This window comes from Pseudomonas sp. NCIMB 10586 (assembly GCF_023127895.1).
GTDB classification, from domain to species: domain Bacteria; phylum Pseudomonadota; class Gammaproteobacteria; order Pseudomonadales; family Pseudomonadaceae; genus Aquipseudomonas; species Aquipseudomonas synxantha_A.
In genome coordinates this window covers 405,795-425,219 of the sequence record NZ_SPKQ01000042.1, presented here as the reverse complement: position 1 = coordinate 425,219, position 19,425 = coordinate 405,795, and the positions used below count along the sequence as shown (strand labels likewise).

Sequence of the window (19,425 nt, the reverse complement as noted above, 5' to 3'; positions counted from 1 at the left end):
TTTTATGTGGCGTATTCCAGCGTCACTTTTAAAGGAAGAAGTGTGGTGAACCGCGTAATGGCTCAAGAAGGTGCCGCCGGCATTGCTGCTGCCGTGGCTGAAAGCGTTCAGTACCAGGGCCGCAAGGCCAGCCGCCGGGGCAGCGAACAACGCCGCCAGGACATTCTCGATGCGGCCATGCGCATCGTGGTGCGCGAAGGGGTGCGTGCCGTACGCCATCGAGCCGTCGCGGCGGAGGCGGGTGTGCCGTTGTCGGCCACCACCTACTATTTCAAGGATATCGATGACCTGCTCACCGACACCTTCGCCCAATACGTCGAACGTAGCGCGGCCTTCATGGGCAAACTGTGGGTGCGTAACGAGGGCTTGTTGCGCGAGATGGTTGCCTATGGCGATGGCAGCCCGCAGTCGCGCGCGCAACTGGCCGATGACATTGCCCGGCTGACCGCCGATTACGTGCTGCGCCAGCTGACCAATCGCCGCGAATACCTGATGGCCGAGCAGGCGTTTCGACAGGAGGCCCTGCTGAACCCGCGACTGGCTGAACTGGTGCGCTCCCATCAACAGATTCTGTTGCAGGGCACCGGGCAGTTTTTTCAGGTGTTGGGCTCCCGTGAGCCGCAGCAGGATGCCAAGGTGTTGACGGCTATCATCAGTCGGATGGAATATCAGGGCCTGTTGGGCGGCGCAGAGCCTCTGACCGGTGAAGAGATGCTTGAAATCCTCAAGCGTTACATGCACCTGGTATTGGCCTCGGTCTGACAGCATTCGAGCAAAGCCTGACAACGCTCAACGTTTAAAGAGGAAAACACCGGGTGGACGATTACCAGCAGACGATACGCAGCTTGTCCGATCGCATTGTGCTGGCGCAGACACCGATCCGGGTTCTCGACGCAGTAAAGTGGGACGAGAACATCCGCCAGGGATTCCTCAAGGCCAAGGGCAAAGCCATGCCTGCCGTGGACCGCGATTACTACCTGAACCGGCCCCTGTCTTTCGATTCCAGTGCGGTGAAGCTGGAGTTCCAGAACATCGAGCGCGACATCACCCGCCGCCTGGGCCAGTTCAGCCCGGTGGGGCAGATCATGCGGCGCATGTGCCGCGAATACCGCATGGTGGTGCGTATGCTTGAAGCGCGCGGCACCGAGGACTTTGGCCTGATATCCCAGGAACTGTACGGCGCTGCCTCCGATGCGTTCCACGCCGGCGACCCGACCCTGGCAGACCTGGGGCTGATGCTGTCGGACTACCTGAACAATATCGATGGCCGGGGCGATCTGAAGGACGAAGCCAAGACCCTCACCGCCAAGGATGCGGTGAGCCTGCTGCAAACGCGTCTGAACAAGGTGTTTGGCGAGGCAGAAGAGACCATCCGCGTGTTCGAGTCCGACGGTATCGTCGCGGATGCGGCGGCGGGCGCCGACTATATCAAGATCCGCGCCGACGCGATGTTCAACGACCGCGACGTGCGCGCCCTGGAAGTGCATGAAGGGCTGGTGCATGTGGGCACCACGCTCAATGGCCAGAACCAGCCAATCTGCACGTTCCTGTCCAAGGGTCCGCCGTCGTCCACCGTGACCCAGGAGGGCCTGGCGATCCTGATGGAAATCATCACGTTTGCCTCCTATCCCAGCCGCTTGCGTAAATTGACCAACCGTACCCGCGCCATCCATATGGTGGAGGAGGGCGCCGACTTCCTGCAGGTGTTCGAGTTCTTCCGTGAGCAAGGCTTTGAAATGGCCGAAAGCTATGGCAACGCCAGCCGGGTGTTCCGTGGTTCAGTGCCGACCGGTCTGCCGTTTACCAAGGATTTGTCCTACCTCAAGGGCTTTATCATGGTCTACAACTACATCCAGCTCGCCGTGCGCAAAGGCAAGTTGGAACAAGTGCCGCTGCTGTTCTGTGGCAAGACCACCCTGGAAGACATGCGCACCCTGCGCCAACTGGTAGACGAGGGGCTGGTGGTACCGCCCAAGTACCTGCCGGAGCAGTTTCGCGATATGAACGCGCTGGCGGCGTGGATGTGTTTTTCCAACTTCCTCAACCACTTGAGCCTGGATCGGATCGAGGCGGATTACTCCAATATCCTTTAGGTATTTCATTGAAGCAACCGGGTCACCGTGTGGGAGGGGGCTTGCCCCCTCCCACCATTGGATCTTCACAAGGCTTCAGGTTTCAACTCACCTACGAGGTTTCAACGGATGAGAATCCTCGGCATTTTATGCCTGCTACTCACATTGAACGGCTGCAGCTCCTTGCTGTTCTATCCCGAGCCGGGCCTGCCCTTCACGCCGGAAAAAGCCCGCCTGCAATACCGCGACGTCACTATCACCACTGCTGACGGCCTCAAGCTCCACGCCTGGTGGTTGCCGGCTAAACCCGGCGTACCTCTGAAGGGAACGGTGCTGCACCTGCACGGCAACGGCGGTAATCTCGCCTGGCACCTGGGCGGCAGTTGGTGGTTGCCGGAGCAAGGCTATCAAGTGCTGTTGCTCGATTATCGCGGCTATGGGCTTTCGCAAGGCAAACCGTCCTTGCCGGCGATCTATCAGGATATAGACGCAGCATTCAGCTGGCTCGACAAAGCTCCTGAAACCCAGGGGCAACCGTTGATTGTGCTCGGCCAAAGCCTGGGCGGCGCGCTGGCGGTGCATTACCTGGCGGCCCATCCGGCGCGTCAACCCCAGCTCAAGGCGCTGATACTGGATGGCGTACCCGCCAGTTATCGTGACGTAGGACAATTCGCCCTGAGCACGTCCTGGTTAACCTGGCCGTTGCAGGTGCCCCTGTCGTGGCTGGTGCCCGACGCCGACAGTGCAATCAATGCCATGCCCCAACTGACCGGTGTGCCAAAACTGTTGTTCCACAGCCTGGATGATCCCATCGTGCCAGTGGCCAATGGCATCCGCCTGTATCAAGTGGCCCCTGCGCCAAGGGTGTTGCAACTGACCCGTGGCGGCCATGTGCAGACGTTTGCCGACAAGACCTGGCAAACCGTCATGCTGCGTTACCTGGACGACCCGCAGCACTTCAACGGCCTGCGCCGGCTGGGCGAGATTCCGAATTATCCAATTCCTAAAGTTGATTCATCAGAGAGCCCGCAATGAGTGAAGAACGCAACATGATCCCGCTGATCCTCACCGGCATCGGCACTATCATCGGTACCGTTGGGTGCTTGTGGTATTACGGCTACCTGCACTTCGCCAAGCCGCAAGACGCGTTGCTGCTCAGCGACTTCACCATGCTCAAAACCGTGCCGGGGGAGGATTACAAAATTTCCCTGACCCCTGCCGCGCAGGTGGCGCAGTGCGTTGACGGCGTGTTGGTGATGTTTGATACCGAGCAAAAAGGCTTGAGCGGCGTGCTGGTGAACAACAAGAAGCAGGCCGTGCGTTGCATGGGGCAGGAAACTCCGCAACTGCAGCAGTGAGTCCTAACACCACCGTTGTATGAAAACGTCCTTCAAGTCTCCTGATTAGTCAGGCGAGGTCTGTCCGAATCTATATAGCCTGGAACCATCTGTACTCGCTTGCCACAGATCGTGGACTGATCAGCTTGTCTGATCAGTGCATTGTATTAACTAATCTGGAGTACGAGTTTATGGACGGTATCGGCGGTTCACTTTCAGTTGGCGCGGGCTATTCAGTTGGCTCCGAGGCACCCTCGCAGGGCCTGGATCAGCTAATTCAGGACATCCGGGATAAAATTCAAGCCAAGCGCGGCGAAGGTTCGCAGGGTTCGGGCGGGGCCCAGGGGGCTGGAGGCGGGGAGAGCCTTGAAGAACTGCTCGAAAAGCTGAAGAAGTTGTTGGAAGAAAGAGCCGCCCTGGAGGCAAAAGACCCAGGTGGCACATCTGGCCAAGGCCGGATTCAGATGGGCGGCGGCCACAGCCCGGGCTCTATCGCGTTTTAATCCCCTGCCTTTGAAAGCCTGCCAGTGATTTGGGGGGGGGGCATGAGTGTGGCCGGCCCACGGCGTGCCGGTGCCACCACAGTATCTCCTCAAGAAGTCGCCTGGAACTGAATTGCGTAAACCGCCACAAACGGTGGTGTGACTTCTTTACAGCGGGGCTGGGACGGTGGTGATAAATATTGATGCGATACGCAATATGCTGGCGATGGTCAGGGCGCATCAGGCGTTAGAACGACAAGATGCGCTGGAGCAGGCGCGTAACAAGTCGGCAGGCAGTTCGGCGCAGGGTTGCAAAGACCCCGGCATGATAAAACCGCCTGATGAAGACACAGATCGCCCAATCAATTTTTCCTAGCCAAAAAAAACCCACCGCGAGGTGGGTTTTTTTATCCGGCAACAATCAATCAGTTAGCAACGGAAGACCGTGGCTTGACTGGCTGGTTGTCGTTGGAGATGGTCACTTCAACGCGACGGTTCATGGCACGGCCCGAAACGCTGCCGTTGTCGGCAACTGGATATTCCTTGCCGTAGCCCTGGGTCACGATGCGCGAGATATCCACGCCTTGTTGAGCCAGTGCACGTTGCACGGAAGCTGCGCGACGCTCCGACAGGCTCTGGTTGTACGAGTCGGAACCCGTGCTGTCGGTGTAGCCTTCAACGATCACTTTACGATCCGGGTTATCGCGCAGGAACTGCGCCAGCTTGGTGATGTTCACCAGGCCGCTGGATTTCAGGTCGGACTTGTTGGTGGCGAACAGTACGTCACCGAAAGTCACCAGGGTGCCGCGATCGGTTTGCTTGGCGTTCAAGCTGTTTTGCAGTTGCTTGATTTGCGCGTCACGGGCGTCCAGCAGGGCTCGGGCACGTTCGTCACCGGCATTTTTCAGCTTGGCTTCGGATTCGCGCAGGACGATGGTGTCCTTGGCAACTTCAACACGCTGGTTGGTCAGGTAAGCGAGTTGGTCGACTTTCTTCTCGTCTTCGTTGTCGCGGTATGCCTTGTCAGCCTTGTCCAGCCATTCGCTGGCGTCTTTGGTTTCCAGGGCTGCCAGTTTGGTGGCTTGCGGGTTGGTTTGCAGGGCCGAGAAGTTAGTCCGTGCATTTTCCAGGTTCGCGTTCGGCGGGGTGGAGCAGGCCGCCAAGGCAACGCTCATCGCTAGCAGGGCAGGGATCATCAATTGTTTACGCATAGTCGTGTCGTCCTTTCAATTCGATATCAGGTGCGATGCAATCAAGGGGCAGTGGCTTACTTCTGCATGATTGCAGCTGGGCGCATGCCTTCCTTACGCAGTTCTTCAACAGCCTTCTGGGAATCCTTCACAGCCTGTTGAGCCTTGGCAGCCTGGGCTTTACGCTCGGCGACGCGGGCGTCCCATTCGGCTTGTTCAGCCAGCTGACGAGCTTTCTCGTAGTTCTTGTCGTGCATCGCGATTTCAGCTTCTTTGAGCTTGTCCTGAGCCGACTTCATTTCCACGGCTGCAAACTCGGTACCGCCAGCGCTCACGGCGCTGTTAACGGCCGATTGGGTCACGGCGTACTGCTCGGTTGGAGGGTTGCCGGCGCAGCCTGCCAGAACGAAGCTGGTGCCGATTGCCAGCGCGGCCAATTTGAGCCCGCGCAGGTGGTTAAACGAGGATTTGGCGGTGCTGGTGTTCATCGTCTTCAACTCCATTGGATAACTCCTGAAAAACATCAAAATCCATCGTGGCGTATCGGTTGCGGGCCCGGCGGTAAAGCTCATGAGGCCAGTTCAAACGACCGTTCCACAAGTGATGGCTACTGGCTGTGACCTGAGGCTTTTTTCAAAAGTTCAGCGGATATGGCGAATTGCCTGAAAAAATATCTGACTGAGTGGTCAGTGTTCAAAAGATGGAACTTTCGCAGCGCGCAGCGGTACTCCGAGCCTGTAAAAAGCCCGGAATACCTGGGTTGGATTGACGTCAATAAAATGTTGTTCAGTGTTTCTGTTCGTCAGCGCTGGCGGACAAATCATGTAAATAGCGGCGGGACAACGTCAGAAACCGGGGTGTGAGCCCCACGTCTTCATACAGCGGGTCCCCCTCTTCATCGGTGGCAATCACTTGGTCGCCCTTGATATAGGGAAAGCTTTCTTCCAGCTCTTCAAGGGCGGCGCCGATCAGCTCGCCGAGCAGTTCTTCGACGTGGCGCTTGGGGTACATCTCGGCAATGGCGGCCAGCCTTGCGGCAGATTCCACATCCAGATGAATCGCGTACTCAGTCTTGGTCAGGCGACCCTTGGCGGTTTCTTCCCAATGCTGGGCCAGTTCTCGAATTTTCATGGCTACCTCAATAAGCCTGCGTTGGCAGGCGGTGATGAGTGACCAGCCGCCTGCGTGAATAACGCGACGGCTCATGCTTGAGACTAGCTTTAAGCCACAAGGTTTAAAGTCGTTTGCGTTCGGCCTTGTCAGAAACCGACGCCGACGGCACTCTGGAACACCTGCGCGTCCCGGATTTCTGGCTGGAGATTGGCTGATGAGTGATATCGATGCACGCTTGCGTGAGGATGTTCACCTGCTGGGTGAACTGTTGGGCAACACCATTCGAGAGCAGTACGGCGATGACTTTCTCGACAAGATCGAGCAAATCCGCAAAGGCGCCAAGGCTGACCGCCGCGGCGCCGTCTCGGACAAGGCGGCCGGCGACGAACTGAGCGCCAGCTTGAATCAGTTGCAAGAGGACGAGTTGCTGCCTGTTGCCCGGGCCTTTAACCAGTTCCTCAACCTGGCCAACATTGCCGAACAATATCAACTGATTCATCGGCGCGATGAATCGCAACCAGCGCCTTTTGAGTCCCGGGTGTTGCCGGAGTTGCTGGCGCGCCTGAAAAGCGAAGGGCACAGCCATGAATCCCTGGCCCGGCAGTTGGCACGGTTGGAGATCGAGCTGGTGCTCACCGCCCACCCCACCGAAGTGGCTCGCCGTACCCTGATCCAGAAATACGATGCCATCGCCGCGCAACTGGCCCTCCAGGACCACCGTGACCTCACCAGCGCCGAACGCGAGCAGATCCGCGAACGCTTGCAACGGCTGATCGCCGAAGCCTGGCACACCGAAGAAATTCGCCGCATCCGGCCCACCCCGGTGGACGAAGCCAAGTGGGGCTTTGCGGTGATCGAACATTCGCTGTGGCACGCCATTCCCAATTACCTGCGCAAGGCTGACCAGGCCCTGCACGCTGCTACCGGCTTGCGCCTGCCCCTGGAGGCTGCGCCGATTCGCTTTGCCTCGTGGATGGGCGGCGATCGTGACGGCAACCCCAATGTCACCGCGCCGGTTACCCGCGAGGTGCTGTTGTTGGCGCGCTGGATGGCAGCGGATTTGTACTTGCGCGACATCGATCAGCTGGCCTCCGAGCTGTCGATGCAACAGGCCAGCCCGGCGTTGCAAGCCAAGGTCGGCGACAGCGTCGAACCCTATCGCGCCTTGCTCAAGCAACTGCGCGAACGCCTGCGCGCCACGCGCCAGTGGGCCCACGCTTCGTTGACGGCCAGCACCCCGGCGCCTGCCGAAGTGTTGCAGAACAACCGCGACCTGCTGGACCCGCTGGAGTTGTGCTACCAGTCCCTGCATGAATGCGGTATGGGCGTGATCGCCGATGGGCCGCTGCTCGACTGCTTGCGCCGTGCGGTGACCTTCGGGCTGTTCCTGGTGCGCCTGGATGTGCGTCAGGACTCCAGCCGTCACTCGGCGGCCATGACTGAAATCACTGACTACCTGGGCCTTGGGCGTTATGAGGATTGGGACGAAGACGCACGCATCAGCTTCCTGACCCAGGAACTGGCCAGTCGTCGGCCGTTGCTGCCGGGGTATTTCAAAGCGTCGGCAGACACCGCCGAGGTGCTCAATACCTGCAAGGAAATCGCCGCCGCACCGGCTGCCTCATTGGGCTCGTATGTTATCTCCATGGCGGGTGCCGCCTCGGATGTGCTGGCGGTGCAGTTGCTGTTGAAAGAGTCGGGCGTACAACGACCGATGCGTGTGGTGCCGTTGTTCGAAACGCTGGCTGACCTGGATAACGCCGGGCCGGTGATGGAGCGGCTGTTGCAACTGCCGGGTTATCGCGCGCGGTTGCAGGGGCCTCAGGAAGTGATGATCGGCTACTCCGACTCGGCCAAGGACGCAGGCACTACCGCCGCCGCCTGGGCGCAATACCGGGCGCAGGAGCGTCTGGTCGATATCTGCCGCGAACAGCAGGTGGAACTGCTGTTGTTCCATGGTCGTGGTGGCACCGTTGGTCGTGGCGGCGGCCCGGCCCACGCGGCGATCCTGTCGCAGCCGCCGGGCTCGGTGGCAGGGCGTTTCCGCACCACGGAACAAGGCGAGATGATCCGCTTCAAATTCGGCCTGCCGGATATCGCCGAGCAGAACCTCAACCTGTATCTGGCCGCCGTGCTGGAAGCGACACTGCTGCCGCCGCCACCACCGGAGCCTGCCTGGCGTCACTTGATGGACGAATTGGCGGCAGACGGTGTCAGCGCTTACCGCGCCGTGGTGCGGGAAAATCCGCAGTTCGTCGAGTATTTTCGCCAGTCCACGCCGGAGCAGGAGTTGGGCCGTTTGCCCCTGGGCAGCCGCCCGGCCAAGCGTCGCGCAGGTGGGATTGAAAGCTTGCGCGCGATCCCGTGGATCTTCGGCTGGACCCAGACGCGCCTGATGCTGCCTGCCTGGCTCGGCTGGGAGGCGGCATTGAGCAAGGCGCTGGAGCGGGGGGAAGGTGAGTTGCTGGCGCAGATGCGTGAACAGTGGCCGTTTTTCCGCACGCGCATCGACATGCTGGAAATGGTGCTGGCCAAGGCCGATGCCGATATCGCCCGTCTTTATGATGAGCGCCTGGTGCAGCCAGACCTGCTGCCATTGGGTGCGCATTTACGCGACCTATTGTCGCAGGCCTGTAATGTGGTGCTTGGCTTGACCGGCCAGTCGCAGTTGCTGGCCCATAGCCCTGACACCTTGGAGTTCATCCGCCTGCGCAACACCTACCTAGACCCGTTGCACCTGTTGCAGGCCGAGTTGCTGGCGCGGTCCCGTCGGCAAGAGGCGGCGCAAGACAGCCCTCTGGAACAGGCGCTGCTGGTGTCCGTGGCCGGTATTGCCGCCGGTTTGCGCAACACCGGTTGAGGTTTCTTGCGTGTTCTCAACGGCTTGCGGATCAACCACGACGACCGTCCTGAAAAGGGCGGTCGTTGTTTGAGGAGGCAGGTTGCGCTCAGGCACACCCTGTCGCTGACGTATGCCGGGTGCGGGTTTCTCCTACTTTTGGCGGCTTGTATGGTGAGGGCCCGCTGTGTATCTTGATCAGCCTTTGGCCGTTTGATCGGCCTGGACCCATATTTTTACGAGATTGGCCCCACGCGGCGAATCCGAGCGTCATCTCTATAAAAAATTGAGGAGCACATCGATGCGCGTCATTCTGCTGGGAGCTCCCGGGGCCGGTAAAGGTACTCAGGCAAAGTTCATCACTGAAAAATTCGGCATTCCACAAATCTCCACCGGCGACATGCTGCGTGCTGCTGTCAAAGCCGGCACCGAGCTGGGCCTGATCGCCAAGAGCGTGATGGACAGCGGCGGCCTGGTCTCCGATGATCTGATCATCAACCTGGTCAAGGAACGCATCAGCCAGGAAGATTGCAAGAACGGCTTCCTGTTCGACGGTTTCCCTCGCACCATTCCCCAGGCTGAAGCCTTGGTGAAGGCGGGTGTTGAGTTGGATGCGGTGGTTGAAATCGCCGTAGAAGACGAAGAAATCGTCCAGCGTATTGCCGGTCGTCGCGTTCACGAAGGCTCGGGCCGCGTTTACCACATCGTCTACAACCCGCCAAAAGTGGCAGGCAAGGACGATGTCACCGGTGAAGACCTGGTGCAGCGTAAAGACGACACCGAAGAAACCGTGCGTCATCGCCTGTCGGTCTATCACTCCCAGACCAAGCCACTGGTGGACTTCTACCAGAAGTTGTCCGCGGCCCAAGGCAAGCCGAAGTACAGCCATATCCCTGGCGTGGGTTCGGTAGAAGCCATTACCGCCAAGGTGATGCAAGCACTGAGCTGATCCCGCCATCAGCTTTGCGTACAACGGCCCGCTTGCGGGCCGTTGTTGTTTATACTGGCGCACTTTTTTCCCGATTTGGACACCCACACCGATGAGCACCCTGCTGGCCCTGGACACCGCGACTGAAGCTTGCTCCGTTGCCTTGCTGCACGATGGCAAGGTAACGAGCCACTACGAGGTGATCCCGCGCCTGCACGCGCAGAAGTTGCTGCCGATGATCAAGCAGTTGCTCGAAGACGCCGGTATCACCCTGGCTGCCGTGGATGCCATCGCCTTTGGTCGCGGCCCCGGTGCCTTTACTGGTGTGCGCATTGCCATTGGCGTGGTGCAGGGCCTGGCGTTTGCGTTGGAGCGCCCGGTGTTACCGGTGTCCAACCTTGCCGTGCTGGCCCAGCGCGCACTGCGTGAACGCGGCGCCACGCAAGTGGCCGCGGCGATTGATGCGCGGATGGATGAAGTCTATTGGGGCTGCTACCGCGAAACTGCCGGTGAAATGCGTCTGGTGGGCGTGGAGGCAGTGCAGCCGCCAGAAGCGGCAGGGTTGCCGGCTGATGCCAGCGGTGAGTGGTTCGGTGCCGGCACCGGCTGGGGTTATGGCGAACGCATCGACGTGCATTTGGTAGGGCAGGACGCTGCGATGTTGCCCCATGCCGAAGATCTGCTGGCGTTGGCACGTTTTGCATTCGAACGCGGTGAGGCGGTCCCGGCGGATCAAGCGGCACCGGTTTACCTGCGCGATAAAGTGGCGCAGACAAAGGCCGAGCGCGGAATTATTTGACGCCAAAAATGTGGGCATTCGGTGGCAAATTTCGCCAATCGTCAGAATTTGCCGCGGTTTTTAAACCTTTTACAAATTATGTGTTCTAGTTATCACCAGAGCATTTGCGCACTACGGAAAGTGCCGCTAAATTGCCATCATTGATACCGAGTCTGCATGTATGCGTATAGACGGCTTCTCCTCACAGTCCTACCCTCTCAAGCGTAAGCCACGCAAGGCGAACGTGACGGTAGACGAGTCCGTAGAGGATTCGCCGGACTTCATTGAAGTCCACGCTGATTCGCCCTCCAGCGCCAAGGGGGCCGGGAGCGCACGTATCAGCGGCGTTCCTGCCCGCCAGCAAGACATGGTCTTCCCCCGCTCCATGAGCAAAAGCGTTGCCACCGCCCTGGCCAGTTACCTGACCACCGCCGGCTTTGTCGAATGGGATATGGAAGTGCTGGGTCTCGACATTCATATCTGATGGGTTTGCCTTATTACATTGGTTGCCCGTCCTGGAGTGAAAACGCCTGGCGCGAGTACCTGTACCCGGTGGAGGCGCGTTCCAGCGATTACCTCGGGCTCTATTCTCAAGTCTTCAATGCGGTTGAAGGCAATACCACGTTTTATGCTCGACCTTCGGCCGCTACCGTGCAGCGCTGGGCCGAGATCATGCCGGCTGACTTTCGCTTCACCGCCAAATTCCCAGGGGATATCAGCCATGCGGGTGACTTGCGTGAGCAATTGCCCGCGGCAGAGAGTTTTGTCAGTTTGATGAGCCCTTTGGGTGAGCGCGTTTCACCGCTGTGGCTGCAGCTCTCAAAAGCGTTTACCCCGCAGCGCCTGGCCGAACTGGCCGGTTTCCTCGATGGCATTGATCGTCCATTGGCCGTGGAAGTCCGGCACGAGCAGTTCTTCGCCAAGGGAGACGCCGAGCGTATGCTCAACCGCCTGTTGCGCGATCGTGGCGTCGAGCGCATCTGCCTCGACCCTCGCGCCCTGTTCAGTTGTACGTCAACCTCGGCGGCAGTGCTGCACGCCCAGTCCAAAAAGCCCAAGGTGCCACCGCGACCGGCGGCGCTGACCCAGTTTCCCCAGGTGCGCTTCATCGGGCATCCGGAGCTGGAGGCCAATGACCCGTTCCTGATCCCATGGGTGGAAAAGATCGCCAGTTGGATCGAAGAGGGACGCACGCCGTACATATTCCTGCACACCTCGGACAACCGCCTCGCGGCACAACTGGCGTTGCGCTTTCATGCACAGCTGATGGCGCGCCTGCCCGGCCTGCCGCCGCTGCCCACCCTGCATCGAGAGCCCGTTGCGCAGCAACTGGGGTTACTCTAGGGGGCGTTCTCAATTAGTTTCCCCGGCGGGGAAACTAATTGAGAACGCCCCCTAGACATCCGATTTTTCAAGGATTGAGTCGTGGGTTCGATAAAAGTGCTGGGCCTGCTGTTGCTGCTGGCGGGCGCTTTCGCGCTGGGCGTCTGGCGTGGCTGGGTGCCGATGCCGGCTGAGTGGAACCCCTGGGCACCCCTGGATGTGCGCGCCAGTCCCAACCTGCTCACGCGCTACAAGCTCAGCCGTTTGCAGGATGATCCGGCGCTGTGTGACCAGGTCTTGAAAACTGCCGGCCTGCGGGTGAGCCGTCAGGCGGATACCGCTGCCGATGCGGCGTGCCCGTTGCGCAATGTCCTGCGTGTGCAGGGCGCTGAGGTGGCTCTGAGCAGCAGCTTTCTGGCCAGTTGCCCCCTGGCTGTGGCGTTCGCGTTGTTCGAGCGTCACAGCCTGCAACCGGCGGCCCAGGCAGTGTTCGGCCAGGCGGTGAGTCGGGTCGAGCATTTGGGCAGCTTTGCCTGCCGTAATGTTTACAACCGTGTCGACGGGCGCCTGAGCCAACATGCCTCGGCCAATGCCTTGGATATCTCCGGTTTTCGTCTGGCGGACGGGCGCAGCATCAGCGTGTTGAAGGATTGGCCGGGGGAGGGCGACAGTGCGCGTTTCCTGCGCTTGGTGCGCGATGGTGCCTGTGATGATTTCAACGTGGTGCTGAGCCCGGATTACAACGCTGCTCACCGCAACCATTTTCACCTGGATATGGGGCGATGGTGGGTGTGTCGCTGAGGCTTAAGCGGCCAGGCGCAGGTTGTGGGTCACCAGTGGGCGCGCCCAGTAGTAGTCGAAATCCAGCGCCTTCTGTTGCGCCATCAATTCTTCTTCGGGGTATGGCTCGGCAGCCGGTGGCAACAGGTCCAGTTCGAACTCGGCAATCGGCAAGTGCAGTGTGCGTGGCTCGGGGGCCGGGCCGGGCTCTGGTAGTGGTTGGCCGGCGTTCAGCACAATCGGGCGGACCCAACCGCTGTCGAAGTCCTGCTGGCGCTGCTGGGCGACGAGTTCTTCTTCCGGGAAGGGTATCGGCGCCGGTGGCAGCAACTCGGTTTCGAATTCGGCAATCGGCAGGAACAGCGGCTCAGGCGGGGCGATCTCGGTGTCTTTCACGTCACACTCACGCTGGGTGAGGATCTGCGAGAGCATGTCGGCGCCTTCGCCGGGTTCGACCGAAGGGTCGGCAGGTGCAGGCGCCTTGGCGGCCAGTGCCTGCGGCGCTTCACCTAGCTGTTCGGCCAGCGCCCGGGCGAAGAAGTCCTGCCACACATGACTCACCCCGGCCAGCGCTTGAGTATTGCGCAGGCCGTAGTGGTTGTGGGTCGGCAGTACACCGATGGTTAGGGGAAGAATGTCTGACATTTTTCTCGGTCGACGCTCAGCTCTGGCAAAATACCTGACTGCTGTTTTTATCGGCCGCTGTTTGCCGATCCTTAATATTTTTGAGCGTAGCGATTGATGAACGAACAACCAGCGGCCAGCCGCATCCAGGTCGAGGCGTTGGCCGACAGTTTCCAGGCCTGCGCCGAGCAGTGGGCTTCGCTGCTGGGCTTGCCTTTACAGGTGGCGGATGCGGATTTTTCCCTGCAAGTGGGCGAGCAGGGCCTGCAATTGCAGCAGCTTGGGCCCGATGCGCCGGGGCCGGTGCGGGTCGACTTTGTCGAAGGCGGCGCGGCACATCGGCGTTTATATGGCGGTGGCAGTGGGCAAATGATCGCCAAGGCCGTGGGCATCGCCCAAGGCGTACGGCCCAAGGTGCTGGACGCCACGGCCGGGTTGGGCAAGGACGCGTTCGTATTGGCCAGCCTGGGGTGCGAGATGAGCCTGATCGAACGCCAGCCGTTGATCGGTGCCTTGCTCGAAGACGGCCTGGCACGCGCTGCGCAGGATTTTGAAGTGGCACCGATTGTGGCGCGCATGAAGCTGCTCAAGGGCAACTCCATCGATGTGATGCTCAATTGGGAGGGCGAGCCGCCCCAGGTGATCTACCTGGACCCGATGTTTCCACACCGTGAGAAAACCGCCCTGGTGAAGAAGGAAATGCGCCTGTTTCGACCGTTGGTGGGCGATGATCCGGATGCACCGGCCTTGCTCGCTGCCGCCCTGGCTTTGGCCAGCCACCGTGTGGTGGTCAAGCGCCCGCGCAAGGCGCCGTGCATTGACGGGCCCAAGCCGAGTCATGCGTTGGATGGCAAGTCCAGCCGCTACGATATTTATCCCAAGAAAGCGCTCAAGCCATAAGCTGCAAGCAACAGCACTCATATTCGTGATGCTGCGAGATCCAAATGTGGGAGGGGGCTTGCTCCCGATGGTTACGGTCGGTTGCTGCACCCTACGCTGTTGTCGAGACCGGGCTGCGATAGGCCCGCATAAACAACTTCACCACGTCCTGCACATGTTCTTCTGCCTCTTCTGCGCTCAGTTGCCCGCCGCAGCCGTACAACAGGCGAAAGTTCGCCGTGCCCTTGAGCAGGCAAAAGAAGTGCTCCGCCGCTTTGAAGGGGTTGTCGATGTGTAAGGCACCGCTCTGGTCGATCTTGCCGAGCAGGCGCTCCATGCCTTGCAACATGCGCATGGGGCCGGCTTCGAAGAAGATCCGCGAGAGCTTCACGTCCTGATTGCCGGTGGTCATCATCAGGCGATGCAGGTTCACCGACTCCTCGCTGTTGATCAGCCGATGAAAGCCCCGTGCGATGTTCAGCAATACCGTCTCTACGGGCATGCCTTCGGGGAGCTCGAAATACATCACCGGCAATTGCTCTTCACATTTGGCCACTACCGCCGCGGTGAACAACGTCTCTTTATCGGTGAAGTGGCTGTAGACGGTGAGTTTCGAGACGCCCGCCGCAAGCGCGACGGCATCCATGCTGGTGTTCGCGTAGCCATTGCCCAGGAACAGGGATTTCGCGGCTTCGAGGATTGCCTGGCGTTTTGCCATGTCCTTGGGACGCCCGGGGCTGGCGGTGTTCACAGGATTGTCGGACATTTTCACCTTTAATACTGGACTGGCGAGTTTGGTATTAATAACATACCGGCCAGTATAATTATTCCAAGCTCCATTTGCGAAAGGTCCTTCAGCATGCGCAGCGCGTTCCTGCCCCTTGCTTTGCCTGTCAGCCTGGTCTTTTTATTGGCCGCCTGCGGCCATGAAGAAGCGACCCAGGCCACCGTCCGCCCCGCCATGGTGGTGCAGCCGCAGCCCTCGGCACAGGCAATGGACAGCTACCCCGGTGAAGTACGTGCCCGTTATGAGCCGGACCTGGCCTTTCGCATCGGCGGCAAAGTCAGCAAGCGGCTGGTGGAAGAGGGCGAGCGGGTCAAGGCCAACCAGCCACTGGCTGAACTTGACCCCCAGGATGTGCGCCTGCAACTGGAAGCCAGTCGTGCCCAAGTGGCCGGCGCTGAGGCCAATCTGAACCTGGTGCGCGCTGAGCGCGATCGCTACAAGACCCTGATGGACCGTCAGATGGTCAGCCGCTCGCAGTACGACAACGCCGAAAACCTCTACCGAGCAGGTGAAGCGCGCCTGAAGCAGATCAAGGCCGAGTTCGACGTGTCGAGCAACCAGGCCGGATATGCCGTGCTGCGCGCGCCCCAGGACGGTGTGGTCGCCAAGCGTGCTGTCGAAGTCGGCCAAGTGGTCTCGGCGGGGCAGACCGTGTTCACCCTGGCCACCGATGGTGAGCGCGAAGTGCTGATCAGCCTGCCCGAGCAAGGCTTCGGCCGCTTCAAGGTCGGCCAGCCGGTGTCGGTAGAGTTGTGGAGCCAGCCCGAACAGCGCTTCGCCGGACGCATCCGTGAACTGTCACCCGCAGCCGACCCGAAATCCCGCACCTTCGCCGCCCGTGTAGCCTTCACCGGCGGTAAAGTCCCTGCCGAACTGGGCCAGAGCGCGCGCGTATTCATACAAACCGACGGCGTCATTGCGCTCTCGGTACCGCTGTCTGCCCTCAGCGCAGAGAACGGCGCGTCCTTCGTCTGGCGGGTAAAGCCGGACAACACCCTTGAGCGTACGACGGTGCGCATTGGTGCGTTCGGTGAAAAAAACGTGCCGGTGCTCGAAGGCTTGGCTCCCACCGACTGGGTGGTCGCCGCAGGCGTGCATGTGCTGCATGAGGGCCAGCAAGTGCGCCCTGTGGATCGCTCCAACCGTGTCGTGAATCTGGCGGCCAAGGAGTAATCCCGATGGGTTTCAATCTTTCCGAATGGGCGCTGCGTAATCGCCAGATCGTACTGTTTTTGATGATCCTGCTGGCCGTGGTCGGCACCTTGTCCTACACCAAGCTGGGGCAAAGCGAGGACCCGCCCTTTACCTTCAAGGCCATGGTGATCAAGACCAACTGGCCCGGCGCCACGGCCCAGGAGGTGTCGCGCCAAGTTACCGAACGCATCGAGAAAAAATTGATGGAGACCGGTGAGTACGAGCGCATTGTGTCTTTCTCGCGCCCTGGCGAATCCCAGGTCACTTTCATCGCCCGCGACTCGATGCGTTCGGCGCAAATTCCTGAGTTGTGGTACCAGGTGCGCAAGAAAATCAGCGACATCCGCCACACCTTGCCACCGGATATCCAGGGGCCATTTTTCAACGACGAGTTCGGCACCACCTTCGGCAATATCTACGCCCTGACCGGCGATGGTTTTGACTATGCGGTGCTCAAGGACTACGCCGACCGCATCCAGATTCAGCTGCAACGGGTGCCGGACGTGGGCAAGGTCGAGTTGCTTGGCCTGCAGGACGAGAAGATCTGGATCGAACTGTCCAACCTCAAGCTTGCCACCCTGGGTTTGCCGTTGGCCGCAGTACAGCAGGCGTTGCAGGAACAAAATGCCGTATCGACCGCCGGCTTTTTTGAAACCCCGAGCGAGCGTGTGCAGTTGCGCGTGTCGGGCAACTTCAAAACCGTGGAGCAGATTCGCGACTTCCCGATTCGAGTGGGCGATCGCACCTTTCGTATCGGAGACGTGGCCGATATCCATCGGGGCTTCAACGACCCACCGGCACCGCGCATGCGTTATATGGGCGCGGACGCCATCGGCCTGGCCGTGGCCATGCGCGACGGTGGGGATATTCTGGTACTGGGCAAAGCTCTTGAGAGTGAATTCGCACGCCTGCAAAAGAACCTTCCTGCGGGCATGGAGCTGCGCAAGGTGTCCGACCAACCGGCAGCGGTGAAGACCAGCGTCGGCGAATTCGTCCAGGTGCTCGCCGAGGCATTGGCCATTGTATTGCTGGTGAGTTTTTTCTCCCTCGGTGTGCGCACCGGCATGGTGGTCGCCCTGGCGATCCCGCTGGTACTGGCGATGACATTTGCCAGCATGTATTACCTGGGCATCGGCCTGCACAAGATTTCCCTTGGCGCTCTGGTGCTGGCCCTGGGTTTGCTGGTGGATGACGCGATCATCGCTGTGGAAATGATGGCGATCAAAATGGAGCAGGGCTACGACCGGCTCAAGGCTGCGAGCTTCGCCTGGACCAGCACAGCATTCCCCATGCTCACCGGTACCTTGATCACGGCGGCGGGTTTTTTGCCGATTGCCACTGCGCAGTCGAGCACCGGTGAATACACCCGCTCGATCTTCCAGGTGGTGACCATTGCCTTATTGGCCTCCTGGGTGGCTGCCGTGGTCTTTGTACCGTATCTCGGGGAAAAGCTGCTGCCGGACCTGGCGAAAATTCACGCGGCCAAGCACGGCACCGACGGCCCGGATCCCTACGGCACGCCTTTCTACCAGCGTGTAAGACGTTTGGTGGAGTGGTGTATACGTCGGCGCAAGACGGTCATCGTGTTGACCCTGCTGTTGTTTATCGGCTCGGTCGCGTTGTTCCGCTTTGTACCGCAGCAGTTCTTCCCTGCTTCCGGGCGCCTGGAACTGATGGTCGACCTGAAACTGGCCGAAGGCGCCTCCCTGAGCAACACCGCCGAGCAGGTCAAGCGTCTGGAGGTATTGCTCAAGGCGCACGCGGGTATCGACAACTATGTGGCCTACGTGGGCACCGGCTCGCCGCGGTTCTACCTGCCGCTGGACCAGCAACTGCCGGCCGCCAGCTTCGCGCAGTTCGTGGTGTTGGCCAACACCATCGAGGAGCGTGAAAGCCTGCGCACCTGGCTGATTGAAACGCTCAACGAGCAGTTCCCCGAGCTGCGCTCGCGGGTCACTCGCCTGGAGAATGGCCCGCCCGTGGGCTATCCGGTGCAGTTTCGCGTGACCGGCGAACACATCGAAGAGGTCCGCGCCCTGGCCCGCAAAGTGGCGGCCAAGGTGCGCGAAAACACCCACGTGGTTAACGTGCATCTGGACTGGGAAGAGCCGAGCAAAATCGTGTATCTGAATATCGACCAGGACCGGGCGCGCGCCCTTGGCGTGAGTACTGCCAACCTGTCGAAATTCCTGCAGAGTTCCCTGACCGGTTCCAGCGTCAGCCAATACCGGGAGGACAACGAATTGATCGAGATCCTCCTGCGCGGTACCGTCCACGAACGCACCGAGTTGTCGCTGCTGCCGAGCCTTGCCGTACCCACCGACAATGGTAAAAGCGTGGCGCTGTCGCAGATCGCCACCCTCGAATACGGTTTCGAAGAAGGCATCATCTGGCACCGCAACCGCCTGCCGACCGTGACCGTGCGTGCCGATATCTACGGCAAGGAACAACCGGCGACCTTGGTGCAGCAGATCCTGCCGACGCTCACAGGTGTGCGTGCCGAACTGCCGGACGGTTACCTGTTGGAAGTGGGTGGCACCGTCGAAGACTCTGCTCGCGGGCAAAACTCGGTGAAGGCCGGCGTGCCGCTGTTCATCGTGGTGGTGCTGACTTTGCTGATGCTGCAATTGCGCAGTTTCTCACGCACGGCGATGGTTTTTCTGACTGCCCCCCTGGGCCTGATCGGTGTGACCTTGTTCCTGCTGGTATTCCGCCAACCCTTTGGCTTCGTCGCCATGCTCGGCACGATCGCGTTGTCGGGAATGATCATGCGTAACTCGGTCATTCTGGTGGACCAGATCGAGCAGGACATCAAGGCCGGACTGGCGCCGTGGCAGGCGATTATCGAAGCGACCGTGCGACGCTTTCGTCCGATTGTGCTGACGGCCCTGGCGGCGGTACTGGCGATGATCCCACTGTCGCGCAGCGTGTTTTTCGGGCCCATGGCTGTGGCGATCATGGGCGGGTTGATTGTGGCGACGGCGTTGACGCTGTTGTTTTTGCCGGCGTTGTACGCGGCGTGGTTCAGAGTCAGGAAGGAGGTAGCGTAGCGAGGTGTTTGCTGTTTCCCGTACATGTGTTTTTTGCGGGTTTCTCTGC

The 19,425-nt window shown here is 60.1% G+C and carries 19 protein-coding genes; 14 read left to right on the top strand and 5 right to left on the bottom strand.

The annotated features are described in order from the left end of the window. Positions 1-45: 45 nt before the first annotated feature. The 5 genes from E4P01_RS17280 to E4P01_RS17260 all read left to right on the top strand — a co-directional run bounded on the left by E4P01_RS17280 (position 46) and on the right by E4P01_RS17260 (position 3,912). Positions 46-762, top strand: a complete 717-nt coding sequence (locus tag E4P01_RS17280; RefSeq protein ID WP_078820451.1) for a TetR family transcriptional regulator — start codon at positions 46-48, stop codon at positions 760-762. A 53-nt stretch (positions 763-815) separates the two neighbouring features. After that, on the top strand, positions 816-2,093 hold the full coding sequence (locus E4P01_RS17275; protein WP_005785511.1) for a flavohemoglobin expression-modulating QEGLA motif protein: 1,278 nt from the start codon (positions 816-818) through the stop codon (positions 2,091-2,093). 108 nt (positions 2,094-2,201) lie between these two features. Further along, positions 2,202-3,107, top strand: a complete 906-nt coding sequence (locus E4P01_RS17270; RefSeq protein ID WP_032877483.1) for an alpha/beta hydrolase — start codon at positions 2,202-2,204, stop codon at positions 3,105-3,107. Next, positions 3,104-3,430 carry a hypothetical protein gene (locus tag E4P01_RS17265; RefSeq protein ID WP_017529735.1) on the top strand — a complete coding sequence of 109 codons (327 nt, stop codon included), beginning with the start codon at positions 3,104-3,106 and terminating at the stop codon, positions 3,428-3,430. The genes E4P01_RS17270 and E4P01_RS17265 overlap by 4 nt, the downstream gene beginning before the upstream one ends. Before the next feature lie 125 nt (positions 3,431-3,555). Next, positions 3,556-3,912, top strand: coding sequence for a hypothetical protein (locus tag E4P01_RS17260; RefSeq protein WP_248130098.1), 357 nt, complete (start codon positions 3,556-3,558; stop codon positions 3,910-3,912). 404 nt (positions 3,913-4,316) lie between these two features. Here E4P01_RS17260 and E4P01_RS17255 read toward each other — a convergent pair whose 3' ends face one another. From E4P01_RS17255 to E4P01_RS17245, 3 genes are all read right to left on the bottom strand, one after another. Beyond that, entirely contained in the window at positions 4,317-5,102 is a 786-nt protein-coding gene (locus E4P01_RS17255; protein ID WP_005785517.1) for an OmpA family protein, read from the bottom strand. A gap of 56 nt (positions 5,103-5,158) precedes the next feature. After that, a complete protein-coding gene (locus E4P01_RS17250; protein ID WP_005785519.1) occupies positions 5,159-5,584 on the bottom strand; it encodes a DUF4398 domain-containing protein in 426 nt (141 codons plus the stop codon). A 283-nt stretch (positions 5,585-5,867) separates the two neighbouring features. Further along, complete coding sequence (locus E4P01_RS17245; protein ID WP_005785520.1) at positions 5,868-6,212, bottom strand: hypothetical protein; 345 nt, start codon at positions 6,210-6,212, stop codon at positions 5,868-5,870. Positions 6,213-6,408: 196 nt separating this feature from the next. On the opposite strand from E4P01_RS17245, the gene ppc reads away from it, so the two are divergent. The 6 genes from ppc (at position 6,409) to E4P01_RS17215 (ending at position 12,863) form a co-directional block, all read left to right on the top strand. Further along, on the top strand, positions 6,409-9,054 hold the full coding sequence (ppc, locus tag E4P01_RS17240; protein ID WP_216090825.1) for a phosphoenolpyruvate carboxylase: 2,646 nt from the start codon (positions 6,409-6,411) through the stop codon (positions 9,052-9,054). A 280-nt stretch (positions 9,055-9,334) separates the two neighbouring features. Continuing rightward, positions 9,335-9,982 carry an adenylate kinase gene (adk, locus tag E4P01_RS17235; RefSeq protein WP_005785523.1) on the top strand — a complete coding sequence of 216 codons (648 nt, stop codon included), beginning with the start codon at positions 9,335-9,337 and terminating at the stop codon, positions 9,980-9,982. Positions 9,983-10,073: 91 nt separating this feature from the next. After that, the gene (tsaB, locus tag E4P01_RS17230) at positions 10,074-10,760 is read left to right on the top strand and encodes a tRNA (adenosine(37)-N6)-threonylcarbamoyltransferase complex dimerization subunit type 1 TsaB (protein WP_216090826.1); all 687 of its coding nucleotides are present in this window, start codon (positions 10,074-10,076) and stop codon (positions 10,758-10,760) included. A gap of 160 nt (positions 10,761-10,920) precedes the next feature. Continuing rightward, a complete protein-coding gene (locus tag E4P01_RS17225; protein WP_032877477.1) occupies positions 10,921-11,223 on the top strand; it encodes a hypothetical protein in 303 nt (100 codons plus the stop codon). Continuing rightward, entirely contained in the window at positions 11,223-12,083 is an 861-nt protein-coding gene (locus E4P01_RS17220; protein ID WP_216090827.1) for a DUF72 domain-containing protein, read from the top strand. Before E4P01_RS17225 ends, E4P01_RS17220 begins: the two co-directional genes overlap by 1 nt. A gap of 81 nt (positions 12,084-12,164) precedes the next feature. Continuing rightward, complete coding sequence (locus E4P01_RS17215; RefSeq protein ID WP_216090828.1) at positions 12,165-12,863, top strand: extensin family protein; 699 nt, start codon at positions 12,165-12,167, stop codon at positions 12,861-12,863. A 3-nt stretch (positions 12,864-12,866) separates the two neighbouring features. Here E4P01_RS17215 and E4P01_RS17210 read toward each other — a convergent pair whose 3' ends face one another. Continuing rightward, positions 12,867-13,487 (bottom strand): energy transducer TonB, encoded by a 621-nt coding sequence (locus tag E4P01_RS17210; protein ID WP_216090829.1) that lies wholly within the window; start codon positions 13,485-13,487, stop codon positions 12,867-12,869. A gap of 96 nt (positions 13,488-13,583) precedes the next feature. Here E4P01_RS17210 and E4P01_RS17205 point away from each other — a divergent pair, with 96 nt between their 5' ends. Next, positions 13,584-14,366, top strand: a complete 783-nt coding sequence (locus tag E4P01_RS17205; RefSeq protein WP_032877472.1) for a class I SAM-dependent methyltransferase — start codon at positions 13,584-13,586, stop codon at positions 14,364-14,366. Between the two features lie 91 nt (positions 14,367-14,457). Here E4P01_RS17205 and E4P01_RS17200 read toward each other — a convergent pair whose 3' ends face one another. Then, positions 14,458-15,111, bottom strand: coding sequence for a TetR/AcrR family transcriptional regulator (locus E4P01_RS17200; RefSeq protein WP_032877471.1), 654 nt, complete (start codon positions 15,109-15,111; stop codon positions 14,458-14,460). A gap of 93 nt (positions 15,112-15,204) precedes the next feature. On the opposite strand from E4P01_RS17200, the gene E4P01_RS17195 reads away from it, so the two are divergent. Continuing rightward, on the top strand, positions 15,205-16,305 hold the full coding sequence (locus tag E4P01_RS17195; RefSeq protein ID WP_032877470.1) for an efflux RND transporter periplasmic adaptor subunit: 1,101 nt from the start codon (positions 15,205-15,207) through the stop codon (positions 16,303-16,305). 5 nt (positions 16,306-16,310) lie between these two features. Beyond that, on the top strand, positions 16,311-19,376 hold the full coding sequence (locus E4P01_RS17190) for an efflux RND transporter permease subunit (RefSeq protein ID WP_216090830.1): 3,066 nt from the start codon (positions 16,311-16,313) through the stop codon (positions 19,374-19,376). The last annotated feature ends 49 nt before the right edge of the window (positions 19,377-19,425 follow it).

What these genes read in the sequence shown, in the direction of transcription:
- E4P01_RS17270 (WP_032877483.1), top strand. Translation starts at nt 2,202, where the DNA reads ATGAGAATCCTCGGCATTTTATGCCTGCTACTCACATTGAACGGCTGC.
- E4P01_RS17265 (WP_017529735.1), top strand. Translation starts at nt 3,104, where the DNA reads ATGAGTGAAGAACGCAACATGATCCCGCTGATCCTCACCGGCATCGGC.
- E4P01_RS17255 (WP_005785517.1), bottom strand. Translation starts at nt 5,102, where the DNA reads ATGCGTAAACAATTGATGATCCCTGCCCTGCTAGCGATGAGCGTTGCC.
- E4P01_RS17250 (WP_005785519.1), bottom strand. Translation starts at nt 5,584, where the DNA reads ATGGAGTTGAAGACGATGAACACCAGCACCGCCAAATCCTCGTTTAAC.
- E4P01_RS17245 (WP_005785520.1), bottom strand. Translation starts at nt 6,212, where the DNA reads ATGAAAATTCGAGAACTGGCCCAGCATTGGGAAGAAACCGCCAAGGGT.
- ppc (WP_216090825.1), top strand. Translation starts at nt 6,409, where the DNA reads ATGAGTGATATCGATGCACGCTTGCGTGAGGATGTTCACCTGCTGGGT.
- adk (WP_005785523.1), top strand. Translation starts at nt 9,335, where the DNA reads ATGCGCGTCATTCTGCTGGGAGCTCCCGGGGCCGGTAAAGGTACTCAG.
- tsaB (WP_216090826.1), top strand. Translation starts at nt 10,074, where the DNA reads ATGAGCACCCTGCTGGCCCTGGACACCGCGACTGAAGCTTGCTCCGTT.
- E4P01_RS17225 (WP_032877477.1), top strand. Translation starts at nt 10,921, where the DNA reads ATGCGTATAGACGGCTTCTCCTCACAGTCCTACCCTCTCAAGCGTAAG.
- E4P01_RS17220 (WP_216090827.1), top strand. Translation starts at nt 11,223, where the DNA reads ATGGGTTTGCCTTATTACATTGGTTGCCCGTCCTGGAGTGAAAACGCC.
- E4P01_RS17210 (WP_216090829.1), bottom strand. Translation starts at nt 13,487, where the DNA reads ATGTCAGACATTCTTCCCCTAACCATCGGTGTACTGCCGACCCACAAC.
- E4P01_RS17205 (WP_032877472.1), top strand. Translation starts at nt 13,584, where the DNA reads ATGAACGAACAACCAGCGGCCAGCCGCATCCAGGTCGAGGCGTTGGCC.
- E4P01_RS17200 (WP_032877471.1), bottom strand. Translation starts at nt 15,111, where the DNA reads ATGTCCGACAATCCTGTGAACACCGCCAGCCCCGGGCGTCCCAAGGAC.
- E4P01_RS17195 (WP_032877470.1), top strand. Translation starts at nt 15,205, where the DNA reads ATGCGCAGCGCGTTCCTGCCCCTTGCTTTGCCTGTCAGCCTGGTCTTT.
- E4P01_RS17190 (WP_216090830.1), top strand. Translation starts at nt 16,311, where the DNA reads ATGGGTTTCAATCTTTCCGAATGGGCGCTGCGTAATCGCCAGATCGTA.